14 protein-coding genes are annotated in these 13,943 nt (G+C 58.5%); 9 read left to right on the plus strand and 5 right to left on the minus strand.

The window, feature by feature from the left end; all coding sequences use genetic code 11:
- Positions 1-220, plus strand: a 220-nt coding sequence (locus AC4PS6_RS13925; RefSeq protein WP_288857010.1) for a hypothetical protein, incomplete at its 5' end; no start/stop codon positions are given.
- A gap of 109 nt (positions 221-329) precedes the next feature.
- A complete protein-coding gene (locus AC4PS6_RS13930) occupies positions 330-1,703 on the plus strand; it encodes an MFS transporter (protein ID WP_014719586.1) in 1,374 nt (457 codons plus the stop codon).
- A gap of 60 nt (positions 1,704-1,763) precedes the next feature.
- On the opposite strand, the gene AC4PS6_RS13935 is transcribed toward AC4PS6_RS13930, so the two are convergent.
- The 4 genes from AC4PS6_RS13935 to flgA all read right to left on the minus strand — a co-directional run bounded on the left by AC4PS6_RS13935 (position 1,764) and on the right by flgA (position 4,358).
- A complete protein-coding gene (locus AC4PS6_RS13935) occupies positions 1,764-2,513 on the minus strand; it encodes a flagellar brake protein (RefSeq protein WP_014719585.1) in 750 nt (249 codons plus the stop codon).
- Positions 2,514-2,609: 96 nt separating this feature from the next.
- Complete coding sequence (locus AC4PS6_RS13940) at positions 2,610-3,080, minus strand: flagella synthesis protein FlgN (RefSeq protein ID WP_014719584.1); 471 nt, start codon at positions 3,078-3,080, stop codon at positions 2,610-2,612.
- A gap of 48 nt (positions 3,081-3,128) precedes the next feature.
- Positions 3,129-3,452: a flagellar biosynthesis anti-sigma factor FlgM gene (gene flgM / locus AC4PS6_RS13945; protein WP_019817214.1), complete on the minus strand. Its 324-nt coding sequence runs from the start codon at positions 3,450-3,452 to the stop codon at positions 3,129-3,131.
- Between the two features lie 141 nt (positions 3,453-3,593).
- A complete protein-coding gene (gene flgA / locus AC4PS6_RS13950; RefSeq protein WP_014719582.1) occupies positions 3,594-4,358 on the minus strand; it encodes a flagellar basal body P-ring formation chaperone FlgA in 765 nt (254 codons plus the stop codon).
- Between the two features lie 74 nt (positions 4,359-4,432).
- Here flgA and AC4PS6_RS13955 point away from each other — a divergent pair, with 74 nt between their 5' ends.
- The 7 genes from AC4PS6_RS13955 (at position 4,433) to AC4PS6_RS13985 (ending at position 10,764) form a co-directional block, all read left to right on the plus strand.
- Positions 4,433-5,365 (plus strand): chemotaxis protein CheV, encoded by a 933-nt coding sequence (locus AC4PS6_RS13955; protein WP_003193578.1) that lies wholly within the window; start codon positions 4,433-4,435, stop codon positions 5,363-5,365.
- Between the two features lie 42 nt (positions 5,366-5,407).
- A complete protein-coding gene (cheR, locus tag AC4PS6_RS13960) occupies positions 5,408-6,235 on the plus strand; it encodes a protein-glutamate O-methyltransferase CheR (protein WP_014719581.1) in 828 nt (275 codons plus the stop codon).
- 312 nt (positions 6,236-6,547) lie between these two features.
- Positions 6,548-6,955: a flagellar basal body rod protein FlgB gene (gene flgB, locus AC4PS6_RS13965; protein WP_492180862.1), complete on the plus strand. Its 408-nt coding sequence runs from the start codon at positions 6,548-6,550 to the stop codon at positions 6,953-6,955.
- Between the two features lie 3 nt (positions 6,956-6,958).
- Positions 6,959-7,402: a flagellar basal body rod protein FlgC gene (gene flgC, locus AC4PS6_RS13970; protein ID WP_014719580.1), complete on the plus strand. Its 444-nt coding sequence runs from the start codon at positions 6,959-6,961 to the stop codon at positions 7,400-7,402.
- 16 nt (positions 7,403-7,418) lie between these two features.
- Positions 7,419-8,144 carry a flagellar hook assembly protein FlgD gene (gene flgD, locus AC4PS6_RS13975; protein WP_014719579.1) on the plus strand — a complete coding sequence of 242 codons (726 nt, stop codon included), beginning with the start codon at positions 7,419-7,421 and terminating at the stop codon, positions 8,142-8,144.
- Positions 8,145-8,175: 31 nt separating this feature from the next.
- Positions 8,176-9,486 (plus strand): flagellar hook protein FlgE, encoded by a 1,311-nt coding sequence (flgE, locus tag AC4PS6_RS13980; RefSeq protein ID WP_032901920.1) that lies wholly within the window; start codon positions 8,176-8,178, stop codon positions 9,484-9,486.
- Positions 9,487-9,666: 180 nt separating this feature from the next.
- Positions 9,667-10,764 (plus strand): hypothetical protein, encoded by a 1,098-nt coding sequence (locus tag AC4PS6_RS13985; protein ID WP_336827423.1) that lies wholly within the window; start codon positions 9,667-9,669, stop codon positions 10,762-10,764.
- 92 nt (positions 10,765-10,856) lie between these two features.
- On the opposite strand, the gene AC4PS6_RS13990 is transcribed toward AC4PS6_RS13985, so the two are convergent.
- Complete coding sequence (locus AC4PS6_RS13990; protein ID WP_003193565.1) at positions 10,857-13,751, minus strand: ribonucleoside-diphosphate reductase subunit alpha; 2,895 nt, start codon at positions 13,749-13,751, stop codon at positions 10,857-10,859.
- Positions 13,752-13,943 lie beyond the last annotated feature (192 nt).

Raw genomic sequence — 13,943 nt, forward strand, 5'->3', positions numbered from 1 at the left:
TTCCGAAACCCCAATTGCGAAAGCAGTTGGGGTTTTGTTTTGGGCGCTCGAAAAGAACGCCAACTTCCAAAGCCTGCACAGCGTTCCATTGACGCCTTTTGTACAGATACCCCAATACCAGTCGAACCTTGCGTGTTATCAAGGTTCACAGGTGGTGCGCCGTGTATTTATCTCCACGGTTATGTACCTCACAGACACCCACGTATCGTCTGAGCTGTGAAACAAAATAATCCCCGGAAACAGACCCTACCGTCTGTCCGGACTCAACCGCCCCGGACTATCATGCTGATAGCCCTACCCCTCACCGCAAGGAGCCGCTCGGAACGCCGATGCGCCAGATCTGGAAATCTTTTCGAGCCCTTTATTTCGCCTCTTTGATGATGCTGATCGGCTCCGGCCTGCTTAGTACTTATCTGGCTTTGCGTCTGGCAGCAGACAACGTCGACAGCCTGTGGGTGGGTGCGCTGATGGCTGCCAACTATTTTGGCTTGGTGCTGGGCGGCAAGCTCGGGCACCGCTTGATTGCCCGGGTCGGGCATATTCGTGCCTACGCTACCTGCGCCGGGATCGTCGGCGCAGCAGTGCTGGGTCACGGTTTGATTGATTGGCTGCCAGCCTGGATTGTGCTGCGGATGATCGTGGGCCTGGGGATGATGTGCCAGTACATGGTCATCGAGAGTTGGCTCAATGAGCAGGCAGACGCCAAGCAGCGCGGCGTAGTGTTCAGCGGTTACATGATTGCGTCCTACCTTGGGTTGGTGCTGGGCCAATTGATCCTGGTCATGCACCCCCATCTCGGGCTTGAACTGTTGATGCTCGTGGCGCTGTGCTTTGCGCTGTGCCTGGTCCCTGTGGCGATGACCCGACGCATTCACCCGGCCCCACTGCACCCGGCTCCGATGGAGCCGCGCTTCTTTATCAAGCGCGTGCCGCAATCGCTCAGCACCGTGTTGGGCGCTGGGTTGATCGTCGGTTCGTTCTACGGCTTGGCGCCGCTCTACGCCTCTCAGCAGGGCCTGACGACTGAGCAAGTCGGCTTGTTCATGGGTAGCTGCATTTTTGCTGGATTGGTCGTGCAGTGGCCACTGGGCTGGTTGTCGGACCGCTATGACCGCGCGCTGCTGATTCGCTGCTTTGCCTTGTGCCTGGCGATAACGGCCTTACCGTTGGCCATCATGACGCAGGTACCGTTGGAGGTGTTGTTCGTGGCGGGCTTCTTCTGTTCGCTGGTGCAGTTCTGCCTTTACCCCTTGGCGGTGGCCTTTTCCAACGACCATGTGGAAGGCGATCGCCGGGTGTCACTGACGGCCATGTTGCTCGTTACTTACGGGATCGGCGCCAGCGTGGGGCCGCTGTTGGCCGGTGTGGTGATGAAGCTATTCGGCAGCCAGATGCTCTACGCGTTTTTCAGCCTGTGTGCGCTGATCCTGGTGTGGCGCATTCGACCCAAGGCGGTAACCAACCTGCATCAGGTCGACGACGCACCACTGCATCACGTGGCGATGCCCGACAGCATGTCCAGTTCGCCTTTGGTGGCTGCCCTTGACCCGCGGGTGGATGAGCAGGTGGTGCAGGAGCAGATGCAAGTCACTGTTCCTGACCCAGAGCCCGTCCCTGATACCGAGGAGCCAACGAGCGAAGAACCGCACGAGCCACCAGACCCGGACGAACATCCCCATGACTTAAGCAGGGCGCGCCCCTGAACGAAAAAACGGGCAGATCCCATCAGGATCTGCCCGTTTTTTTATCTCAGCGTCTAACGCTTAAAGATCGTCGTCTTTATCGAAGCGCCGAGCTTCTCGCTGCAGTTGGTAGACAAAGCGTTCCACTTGTCGCTGCACCAAACCACTCATGTTGTGAAAGCGCACGCCGGCAAAGGTGGTGTTGATCTTGTCTTCGAAGTGCAGGTAGCGCAGTTCCACGGAAGTGGTCATGCTGCCGAAGGGCAGGGCAGCAATAAAGCGATCATAGACCTGGCCCAACTGCAGACGTTCGGAGATATCGCCTTCAAAGCGCAATTTGCAGCCGGTTGCCGAGATGTCCAGCAGCTTACCGCTGATAGGTGCCTTGAGCTTCTCGCCACCCAACTGAATGTCCACCAGCTGCGCAAGCTTGAGTGCGGCGCGGAAGGCATTGCGTCGTTGATGGTAAACCACTTCGCCGGGCAGGCTGCCGCTATAGATGCGGTGGCCGCCTTTTTCGCTGATGGTCAAGGTGCCGTTGCTTTCCCAGGCAACCCGCACGCCCTCATGGAAACCTTCGATACGGAAGGCTTCGCCATTCTCAAGATAGCGTTCACCGTCACGGGGAATCATTTCGTCCAGTACCAGCGTCTTGCTGTCGCGGTCAATGTCCACCAGGTAGCTCTGGAACCGCTGGCTGCGTTCGTGGAAAGTGATGATCAGCGGGTCATGGCTTTCTTGCAGCATCCGCAACGTGCTGGCGATTTCCAGAGGCGTGGTGAGCACCTTGGGTGGCTGCGGTGCATCTTCCGCATTAAGGGCGTTGAACACGGTTCTTCCATCTCCAGGCAAAATACGACTACACGCAAGAACCGGCATTTTGCCAGTATGTAGCGCGCCTTGGATAGGTCGCGCTGTAAACCGGTGTCAGGCTTGGCTGCGGGTGCTTGGCTTGACCAGGCGTGAGGTGGAGCCTTGGGCGTTATACAGGGCCGGAGGCTCTCCGCCGTGCAGTATGCGCAGCTGATTGGCGGTCGTGGCTTGCTGAAGCTGGATCGACTGACCGTTGAGCAGGTTGGCTTCCTGGCACTGTGCGAGCAAATGATTGAGTTCTTTGCTCTGTGCCAGCAGTTGATCGCCGACTGAAGAGTGGCTGGCCAGTTGTGCCAGGCCATCGTGGTCGGCAGGCAGGCCCAGGCTGATCAGAATCTCGCTGCGCTTCTTTCCGTGCTGTTCGAGCAAGACAATCAGCGACTGTTTGCGCGCCAGGATTTCTTCCAGCAAGGGCATATCCCGGCCGTACAAGGCCAGGGATTCTTCCTTGAGCAGCTCGAGCAATTGTTGCGTCGGCGCCAGATCATCAATGATCAGTTGGAGCAAATGTTCGTCGTGGTGCATGGCTGGCCTTGGGTTTTAAGCGTCCAAAAGCCCTGCGCAGGCCTTTGCCTAGCGCTCGGCTTCGAAGTTGAGCAGCTTGCTGGCTACACGGTTGCTGTCGACTTTATAGCTGCCATCGGCGATAGCCTGTTTCAACTCGGCCACGCGGGCTTTATTGACGACGGGTTGATCGCGCAGCGAGTCAGTGACCTTCTGCAACTGTTGAGCCTCATTGCTCAGGTGTACCGATTCCCCACTCTGGCTGGCGGCGGCCTGCTCTGCTTTGGCAGGCAAGGGCTGCGGCTTGGCTTCTACGCTGTCCTTGGCACCGCCGGTGCGCGTATTGCCGGGCAAGGCCGGGGTGTTATTCAAACGACTGAAATCAATGACCATGTTGAAAAACCTCTGGGTATTTGGACGCTTGCCATGTTTTCGGCCATACCCGGGCAAACTTTAGGCTCGATTGACAATAAACCTGTTCGGCTCAATATCCAGCACACAGTGTAGGAAAAGCTGGCATTTGATTCCAGTCATCTATAGCGCCACCTCGACTTGGCCTGGCGCCGTGACCCGCGCCTTGATCACGCGATTGGAGTTGAGGTTCTTGACACGGATCTGTTCGCTCATGCCGCCGTTGGACAACGCCTCGCCCGGCATCCTGACGTTCAGGCCGCCACTGCTGGCGGAAATCACCACTTGGTCACCCTTGCGAATCACCTCCGCCTGTTCCAGATGAACCAGTGTGAGGACTTGGTCAGTGACCACGGGGCGGGTGAGTTTTTGCCCGACGGCCTGGTCCAGTGACGTCAGGTAGCCCTGGTTGATCAAGCTGATGTCCCTCTCGCGCAGCGCCACATCGTCGTAGCCGATGATGCCGGTGCGCTTCAATGGCCGCGCCACTACCACTACGTCGCGAAACAGCTTGACCTGCGCCGGCACAAATACCGTCCAGGGCGAGGCGCCCTCACAGCGCACCTTCACGGTCACACGGCCGATAGGCTGGGCGGGGCTTTCCAGGGTGGCTGTCAATTCCTTGTCGCACATTGGCATGCGCAAACGTGGGTCCAACTGGTTGACCTGAATTTCATAACGCCCCGGCGTCTGGGTGGTCGCCAGATAATCTTCTACAGTGAACTCAAGAAAGCCTTGGGTGACGCCGATAAGTAGATCAGGCAGGGTAACGTTGTCGGCGCGGGCCGTGACGCCCAGGCCCGAGACAAGCAGCGCCATCGCGGCGCAGAGCAGTCTGCGGTAGCGTGAGCGGCCAGGGTGTCGGGAAACTGTCGTTTTAATATCCATACTCAGTAAATAGCAAAGCTCGTGCCGTTTAGTGTTGGGTACGCGTCGTACCCCTAGGATTTAGGAGTCTGGGCATGGCAGGTGTAATGGATTCAGTAAACCAGCGCACACAGCTGGTAGGGCAGAATCGCCTGGAGTTGTTGCTTTTCCGCCTGGATGGCAATCAGTTGTATGGCATCAACGTGTTTAAAGTGCGTGAAGTGCTGCAATGTCCCAAGTTGACGATCATGCCCAAGTCCAGTCCGGTGGTGTGTGGCGTGGCCAACATCCGGGGCGCGACCATTCCGATTCTTGACCTGGCCATGGCCACGGGGGCAGCGGGTTTGCAAGACCGCCAGAACCCTTTCGTGATCATCACCGAGTACAACACCAAGACCCAGGGTTTCCTGGTGCGCTCGGTGGAGCGCATCGTCAATATGAACTGGGAAGAGATCCATCCGCCGCCCAAGGGCACGGGGCGCGATCACTACCTGACGGCGGTGACGCGGGTCGATAACCAGTTGGTGGAAATCATCGACGTGGAGAAGATCCTCGCCGAAGTGGCCCCCACCTCGGAAACCATCTCCGTCGGGGTGGTGGATGCCGAAACGGCACACAAGGCGGTTTCGCTGCGCGTGTTGACCGTGGACGACTCTTCCGTGGCGCGCAAGCAGGTCACGCGTTGCCTGCAAACCGTCGGGGTGGAGGTGGTGGCCCTAAATGACGGGCGCCAAGCCCTGGATTACCTGCGCAAGCTGGCGGACGAAGGCAAGAAGCCCGAAGAAGAATTCTTGATGATGATCTCTGACATCGAGATGCCGGAAATGGATGGCTACACGCTCACGGCCGAGATACGTAACGATCCACGCATGCAAAAATTGCATATCATCCTGCATACTTCGTTGTCGGGGGTATTCAATCAGGCAATGGTCAAGAAGGTCGGTGCGGATGACTTTCTGGCCAAATTCCGTCCTGATGACCTCGCATCCCGGGTAGTCGACCGGATCAAGGCAGCAGATCACGGCTAGGGGATGTCCCCCGGCGGTCACACGATTTAAGAGGCGGCATCATTGTCTACGGGTAATTTGGATTTCGAACAGTTCCGGGTCTTCCTGGAAAAAGCCTGTGGCATATTGCTCGGTGAAAACAAGCAGTACCTGGTATCCAGCCGTCTCAACAAGCTGATGGAACAGCAGGGCATCAAGTCCCTGGGTGAGTTGGTCCAGCGGATCCAGGGGCAGCCGCGCAGTGGGCTCAAGGAAATGGTGGTCGATGCCATGACCACCAACGAAACCTTATGGTTTCGCGATACCTATCCCTTTGAAGTGCTCAAGAACAAAGTGTTGCCCGAAGCCATCAAGGCCAGCCCGGGCCAGCGCCTGCGTATCTGGTCGGCGGCCTGTTCTTCGGGGCAGGAGCCGTACTCGATCTCGATGTCCATCGATGAGTTCGAGCGGACCAACATGGGCCAGTTGAAAGCCGGCGCGCAAATTGTGGCCACGGACCTGTCCGGCACCATGCTCACCAACTGCAAGACCGGTGAGTACGACAGCCTGGCCCTGGGCCGAGGTTTGTCCCAGGAACGCCTGCAACGCTACTTCGACCCCAAAGGGGCGGGGCGTTGGGCGATCAAGGCGCCGATCAAGAACCGCGTCGAATTTCGCTCGTTCAACTTGCTCGACAGCTACGCCAGCCTGGGCAAGTTCGACATGGTGTTCTGCCGCAACGTGCTGATCTATTTCTCGGCTGAAGTGAAGAAGGACATCCTGTTGCGCATCCACGGCACGCTCAAGCGCGGAGGTTATCTGTTCCTCGGTGCTTCCGAGGCGCTCAATGGGCTGCCGGATCACTTCCAGATGGTGCAATGCAGCCCGGGGATCATCTACCAGGCCAAGTAGCCTGGGGTATGCAATAAAACTGTGGGAGCCGGGCTTGCCCGCGATGGCGTTGTGTCAGTCGATGAATTGGTCGGCAGGTACTCCGCCATCGCAGGCAAGCCAGCTCCCACATTTTTTTCTCGGCAAGCTGGCGTAAAGCGGCAACTGCCCATTGCCGCTTTAATGGCGCTACGCGGAAATCGCTTGCCGCTTTTCTGGCATAGCCGCCGTCGACTCCCCTCCAAACCCTTGATATAGGGGCTCCCGCAAGATTGGCATGCACCTTGCTATAACCCTGCTAACGAACAGCAGGTCAGCCTAAAGGTTTCCGCCATGAGCATCAGCTTCGATAAAGCGCTCGGTATCCACGAACAAGCCCTGGGCTTCCGCGCCCAGCGTGCCGAAGTCCTGGCCAACAATATTGCCAACGCCGACACCCCGAACTACAAGGCTCGGGACCTGGGCTTCTCCGCCGTGCTCGCCGCACAGCAGGACAAGACCAAGAACGGCACCTTCGCCTTGAACATGACCAACAGCCGTCATATCGAAGCGCAAGGCCTGAGCAAGGGTGACGAGTCGCTGCTGTATCGCACGCCGATGCAGCCGTCGATCGACCAGAACACCGTCGACGCCCAGCTGGAGCAATCGAACTACGCCGAAAACTCGGTGAACTTCCAGGCCAGCTTCACCCTGCTCAACAGCAAATTCAAAGGGCTGATGTCAGCCCTGCGTGGAGAGTAAGCCATGTCTCTGTCCAGTGTTTTCAATATTGCCGGCAGTGGCATGAGCGCGCAGACCACGCGTTTGAACACCGTCGCCAGTAACATCGCCAACGCCGAGACCGTCTCGTCGAGCATTGACCAGACGTATCGCGCCCGCCATCCGGTGTTTGCCACCATGTTCCAGGGTGGTCAGGCAAACGGCAGCGATTCGTTGTTCCAGAACCAGGACGCCGCCGGCTCAGGCGTGCAGGTGTTGGGCGTGGTCGAAGACCAGAGCAACCTGGAGGCCCGTTACGAGCCCAACCATCCGGCCGCGAACGAAAAGGGTTACGTCTACTACCCCAACGTCAACGTGGTCGAGGAAATGGCTGACATGATCTCCGCCAGTCGCTCGTTCCAGACCAACGCGGAAATGATGAACACCGCCAAAACCATGATGCAGAAGGTTCTGACCCTGGGTCAGTGATAAGGGGCGCCAAATAATGGCCATCGTTGATACGTCTAACAACACGGCGGTTCAGGACCTTTTCAATTCCAAGGTCAAGACCGCGACGAATAACAGCAGCGTCAGTGACGCTTCCAAGACGGCGACGGGCAACCAGTCGCTGGGCAAGGATGCGTTCCTGCAACTGCTCGTCACTCAACTGAAAAACCAGAACCCGCTGTCGCCTCAGGACAACGGCGCGTTCGTCGCGCAGCTTGCCCAGTTCAGCAGCCTGGAAGGCATCAACACCCTGAATGACTCGGTGAACAACATCTCCAGCAACTTCAGCTCCTCGCAGGCGCTGCAGGCTTCGTCGCTGGTGGGGCGCTCAATCATCATCCAGACCGACAAGGCCATGGTGGATACCAGCAAGAGCATGACCGGTTCGGTGGCAGTGACCTCGGCGGTGGGCAATGTCTCCGTCAAGATCACCGACAAAGACGGCAATGTGGTGCGCACCGTTGACATGGGCGCCCAGAGTGCCGGCACCCAAAGCTTTATCTGGGACGGCAAGAACGACAAGGGCGAGGTCGCCCCAGCTGGCACCTACACCTTCAACGCCACCACCAAGAACGACAAAGGCGACGCAGTGGCCTTGGCCACTTCGCTGCCCGCCACGGTCACCAGTGTGACCCTGAGCAAGACTGGCGGCGAAATGCTGCTCAACCTTGCAGGCGGCATGGGCAGCGTCAAGCTGTCGCAAATTCAGACTATCGGTACATAGAGCCGGCTAAATACGGCAGAAGGAGAGAAACATGTCTTTTAATATCGGCCTTAGCGGCCTCTATGCGGCCAACAAACAACTGGACGTGACCGGCAACAATATCGCCAACGTCGCGACCACTGGCTTCAAGTCATCCCGTGCGGAATTCGCCGATATCTACGCGGCTTCCAAGCTGGGCACCGGCCAGAACAGCATCGGCAACGGTGTGAACCTGGCGGCGGTGTCCCAGCAGTTCACCCAGGGCGATGTCAACGGTAGCGGCGGCATCCTCGACATGGCGATCCAGGGCGGTGGCTTCTTCGTGCAGAAGGGCAGCGACGGTTCGCTGGAGTACACCCGTAGTGGTGCGTTCCGTGCGGACAAGGACGGCTACATCACCAACAACACCGGCACTTCGCGCCTGCAAGGATATGCCGCGGACGATAATGGCAAGATCAGCAAGGGCGGCTTGGTCGATCTGCAACTGAACCTGGCGAATCTGCCGCCCAAGGCATCCACCAAGGTCGACTCCACCAGTAACCTGAATTCCTCGGAGCCGGTGATTGACCAGGCGGCCAAGCCGTTTGACCCGACCAAGACCGAGACCTTCACCACCCAATACAGCACCACCTTGTACGACTCTCAGGGGAACGCGCACCCGATGGTGCAGTACCTGGTGAAAACCGACGGCAACAAGTGGAATGCCTATACCCTGATTGACGGTCGCAACCCTGATGGTTCGGCCCCGACTGGCACCCCTTCGACGCCACCCGTGCCGTCGACATTGACCTTCGATGGCGCTGGCAATCTGACTACTGTCGTCACCAATGGTGTGTCCGACAAGACCCTGACCGTTGCCGGGTGGGTTCCAGGCAAGGTGACTGACGGCGTGTGGAAGGCTAACGGTGCGGATGCCAACCCGGGCGGCATCGCCATCAACATGGCCAACATTACCCAGTACAACTCGGCTACCTACCGTAACCCTCCGGTCACCGACGGCTATGCCACCGGCCAGATCACCGGCCTGAAAATCGACGGCAGCGGCGTCCTGTTCGCCACCTTCAGCAACCAGCAGAGCAAGGCCATCGGCCAGATCTCCCTGGCCAGCTTCAACAACGAGCAGGGCCTGCAGCCAGCCGGTGCGACCACCTGGAAAGAGACCTTCGCCTCGGGCCAGCCTGGTTATGACAACCCGCAAGCCGGCACCCTGGGTTCGATCGTGGCCAACTCCCTGGAGAACTCCAACGTCAACCTGACCAACGAACTGGTGGACCTGATCAAGGCCCAGAGCAACTACCAGGCGAACGCCAAGACCATCTCCACCCAAAGCACCATCATGCAGACCATCATTCAGATGACCTGATACCCCTGCTCAAAAAATACCTGCACACAAAAAGGCCCCTCAATCGAGGGGCTTTTTTGTGCGCGCGCGTTGCTAGTTTACCGCCTGTTTCATCTCGCCTTGCTGCTGGAACGCCCAACGCCCCTTGCGCCACGCACGGGACACGGGCGCATGTCGCCCATGGACCATCGGGAGAGCGGCATGGCGATCTACAAGCAGTGGGAAGGGATGCCAGCAGGCAGCCATTGGTTTGTTCTGAATAACTACAGCGCCGGTCTATACAGACGCAAAAGTCAGTCGGATGAACCCGGGGGAGGCAAGTCCTCTGATGCTGAATCAGTGAGGCAACTGCTCAATGAGTTGAGAGATGCCGAGAAAACATCCAAGAGCCAAACCGTCCAGGACCTTCGTGACAAGTTGAACGAGAAGCGCGAAGAACTGGGTGATGAAAAGTTCAAGGAGATCATGCAGGAGTTGATGGAGAAGGCAGACGTCTCCTGGCTGGAGATGCTGCGGCGCCTGATGAAAGACTGGTTTCCGGAAACGGACGATACATCACCCACACCTTCGCCGCCTTCTCCTGGCCCGTCGCCAGGTGGTGGCGGTGGGGGCGGTGGTGGCAGGCCAAGCCCCGGTAATTTTGGGCCCAGCGAGCCCATGAGTAATCTGCCGATTACGGAAGGCTCCAAGCACTTCAACTACAAGCCTGATCAAAGTAACCCAGGAAAAAAACCGGACAACATCTGGAGTGGATTCAGCCAGGGCCCCGATGGCAATTGCGTCACGGTTTCAGCGATAAAGGGCGCAATGATGAAGTTTGGTCAGAAACCCACTGACGTGTTCAAGGAGGTAAAAGAGACGGCAGACGGTTATCACGTGAAGATGCGCGACGGCTTCGAACTTAATCTATCCAAGGATGAATTAAAGCAGGCGGCCAGGTATGCGCAGTTCAAGGGTGACAATCCGGGCATGCTGACCGATGCCAACTTCATGTTTGCAGCGAGCGCCAAGCGGGCACAGATGGAAGGGAATGGCCTGGACGACAACCCTAGCCAATCAAAAAGAAGCTTCGCCCATGCGATGCAAAGTTTGAACAACGGCGAAATGCCCCGCGAAGCATTGGATCGTCTGGGTTTGAAAGGGCTTTACAGGCAGTCCTCAAGCAGTGAGCTGGCGAGCGGCAAGCTCGGCGTCGTGGCCTACGATCGCCATTCGATGGTGGTCATCGACGGGCGCGTGGAGTTGTGGGGGCGCCGAGGTGGCGCGCCAAAGCAGGGTATTGCGTACGCGTTTCTCTAAGGCAGTCAGCAAAAAGCCCGATAAACCCTATGCAGTCGGGGTCTATCGGGCTTTTTCAATCCAGGGGGACAATATCCCCGGACTGGCTCAGCTTATTGGCAAGCTTCGCAATCCGGCTCGTCAATCGCGCAGGCTTTTGGCACCGGTGCTGGGCCGGCGGGTGCTGCGAGTACCGAGTCATCACCGTGGTTGCCGCTGGACACTGCGTTCAGCTTGCCGGTGTTGATGGTCGACTTCTCGGTGCTGGTCGCAGCCAGGGCACGGAGATAGTAAGTGGTTTTCAGGCCACGGTACCACGCCATGCGGTAGGTCACGTCCAGCTTCTTGCCCGAGGCGCCGGCGATGTACAGGTTCAGGGACTGGGCCTGGTCGATCCACTTCTGACGACGGCTGGCGGCGTCAACGATCCACTTGGTGTCCACTTCGAAAGCGGTCGCGTAGAGTTCTTTGAGTTCTTGCGGGATGCGTTCGATCTGCTGCACGGAACCGTCGTAGTACTTCAGGTCGTTGATCATGACCGAGTCCCACAGGCCACGGGCCTTCAGGTCGCGAACCAGGTACGGGTTGATCACGGTGAATTCGCCCGACAGGTTCGATTTCACATACAGGTTCTGGTAGGTCGGTTCGATCGACTGCGACACGCCAGTGATGTTGGCGATGGTGGCGGTCGGTGCGATGGCCATGATGTTGGAGTTACGAATACCTTTCTGCACACGGGCACGTACCGGCGCCCAGTCCAGGGTTTCGTTCAGGTCAACGTCGATGTACTTCTGGCCACGGGCTTCGATCAGGATCTGTTGCGAATCCAGCGGCAGGATGCCCTTGGACCACAGCGAACCCTGGAACGTCTCGTAGGCGCCACGCTCGTCGGCCAGGTCGCAGGAAGCCTGGATCGCGTAGTAGCTGACCGCTTCCATGGACTTGTCGGCGAATTCGACCGCAGCGTCGGAACCGTAAGGGATGTGCTGCAGGTACAAGGCGTCCTGGAAGCCCATGATGCCCAAGCCAACCGGACGGTGCTTGAAGTTGGAGTTCTGCGCCTGTGGCACCGAGTAGTAGTTGATGTCGATCACGTTATCGAGCATGCGTACGGCGGTGTTGACGGTGCGTGCAAGCTTTACGGTGTCCAGCTTGCCGTTGACGATGTGGTTCGGCAGGTTGATCGAGCCCAGGTTGCAAACGGCGATCTCGTCCTTGTTGGTGTTCAAGGTGATCTCGGTGCACAGGTTCGAGCTGTGCACCACGCCCACGTGCTGCTGCGGGCTGCGCAGGTTGCATGGGTCCTTGAAGGTCAACCATGGGTGGCCGGTTTCGAACAGCATGGACAGCATTTTGCGCCACAGGTCTTTGGCCTGGATGGTCTTGAACAGCTTGACCTTGCCTGGGTACTCGGTGAGGGCTTCGTAGTACTCGTAGCGCTCTTCGAAGGCCTTGCCGGTCAGGTCGTGCAGGTCCGGCACTTCGGATGGCGAGAACAGGGTCCACTTGCCGTCATCGAAGACGCGCTTCATGAACAGGTCAGGGATCCAGTTGGCGGTGTTCATGTCGTGGGTACGACGACGGTCATCACCGGTGTTCTTGCGCAGCTCGATGAACTCTTCAATGTCCATGTGCCAGGTTTCCAGGTAGGCACATACAGCGCCTTTGCGCTTGCCACCCTGGTTCACGGCGACGGCGGTGTCGTTCACCACTTTCAGGAACGGTACGACGCCCTGGGACTTGCCGTTGGTGCCCTTGATGTACGAACCCAGTGCGCGCACCGGTGTCCAGTCGTTGCCCAGGCCACCGGCGAATTTGGACAACATGGCGTTGTCGTGGATCGCGTGGTAGATGCCCGACAGGTCATCCGGCACGGTGGTCAGGTAGCAGCTCGACAGCTGGGGACGCAGGGTACCGGCGTTGAACAGGGTCGGAGTCGACGACATGTAGTCGAAGGACGACAGCAGGTTGTAGAACTCGATCGCGCGGTCTTCCTTGTTCTTCTCTTCGATCGCCAGGCCCATGGCCACGCGCATGAAGAACACTTGCGGCAGTTCGAAGCGGATGCCGTCCTTGTGGATGAAGTAACGGTCGTACAGGGTTTGCAGGCCCAGGTAGGTGAACTGCTGATCGCGCTCGTGGTTGATTGCCTTGCCGAGTTTTTCCAGGTCGAAGGTGGCCAGGATCGGGTTCAGCAATTCGAATTCGATACCTTTGGCGATATAGGCCGGCAGGGCCTTGGCGTACAGGTCGGCCATCTCGTGGTGAGTGGCGCTGTCGGCGACTTTCAGGAAGCCCAGGCCTTCGGCACGCAGGGTGTCCATCAACAGGCGGGCGGTCACGAACGAGTAGTTCGGCTCACGCTCGACCAGGGTACGGGCGGTCATCACCAGGGCGGTGTTGACGTCGGTCAGGGCGACGCCGTCGTACAGGTTCTTCAGGGTTTCGCGCTGGATCAGGTCACCGTCGACTTCTTCCAGACCTTCGCAGGCCTCGGTGATGATGGTGTTCAGGCGGCCCAGGTCCAACGGGGCAAAGCTGCCGTCAGCCAGGGTGATGCGGATCGACGGGTGCGCTTGTACGGCGGCTTCTTCGGCCGGGGAACGTACGGCACGTTCCTTGGCGCGCGAATCACGGTAGATCACGTAGTCGCGGGCCACTTTCTGCTCGCCGGCACGCATCAGGGCCAGTTCGACCTGGTCCTGGATTTCTTCGATGTGGATAGTGCCGCCCGATGGCATGCGACGCTTGAAGGTCGCGGTGACCTGTTCGGTCAGACGGGCAACGGTGTCGTGGATGCGCGACGAAGCGGCAGCGGTGCCGCCTTCAACTGCAAGAAACGCTTTGGTGATGGCGACGGTGATTTTGTCATCGGTATAAGGAACGACAGTGCCGTTACGCTTGATCACACGCAGTTGGCCAGGTGCAGTGGCGGACAGATCCAGATTCGAATCAGCGGCCTGCGGCACGGAGCCCTGCGGGTTCTCGCGAGTTGTGTCGGTTTGCATGAGGGGGTGTCTCCACATTCTATATTTATTTGGGCACCATCACGGTGCCCACCGTTCCGTCCTGAAGCACTTACAGCAGGCCTGGGCCTGGCATAACAACTTCGGGACAGGAGGAAGGGAGCTCATCGCGCCGCTTCCATGCCGAAGTCTTTGGTTCGGGGCCGGGGAGCCCTTAGCCGTATTCCTGGTGGG

The sequence above is a fragment of the Pseudomonas sp. DW-iso17 genome, from assembly GCF_058725345.1.

Coding starts and splice junctions, on each gene's coding strand:
- AC4PS6_RS13990 (WP_003193565.1), bottom strand. CDS start 13,751: ATGCAAACCGACACAACTCGCGAGAACCCGCAGGGCTCCGTGCCGCAG.
- AC4PS6_RS13930 (WP_014719586.1), top strand. CDS start 330: ATGCGCCAGATCTGGAAATCTTTTCGAGCCCTTTATTTCGCCTCTTTG.
- flgD (WP_014719579.1), top strand. CDS start 7,419: ATGGCCATCGTTGATACGTCTAACAACACGGCGGTTCAGGACCTTTTC.
- AC4PS6_RS13940 (WP_014719584.1), bottom strand. CDS start 3,080: ATGCACCACGACGAACATTTGCTCCAACTGATCATTGATGATCTGGCG.
- flgB (WP_492180862.1), top strand. CDS start 6,548: ATGAGCATCAGCTTCGATAAAGCGCTCGGTATCCACGAACAAGCCCTG.
- flgM (WP_019817214.1), bottom strand. CDS start 3,452: ATGGTCATTGATTTCAGTCGTTTGAATAACACCCCGGCCTTGCCCGGC.
- flgC (WP_014719580.1), top strand. CDS start 6,959: ATGTCTCTGTCCAGTGTTTTCAATATTGCCGGCAGTGGCATGAGCGCG.
- AC4PS6_RS13985 (WP_336827423.1), top strand. CDS start 9,667: ATGGCGATCTACAAGCAGTGGGAAGGGATGCCAGCAGGCAGCCATTGG.
- flgE (WP_032901920.1), top strand. CDS start 8,176: ATGTCTTTTAATATCGGCCTTAGCGGCCTCTATGCGGCCAACAAACAA.
- flgA (WP_014719582.1), bottom strand. CDS start 4,358: ATGGATATTAAAACGACAGTTTCCCGACACCCTGGCCGCTCACGCTAC.
- AC4PS6_RS13955 (WP_003193578.1), top strand. CDS start 4,433: ATGGCAGGTGTAATGGATTCAGTAAACCAGCGCACACAGCTGGTAGGG.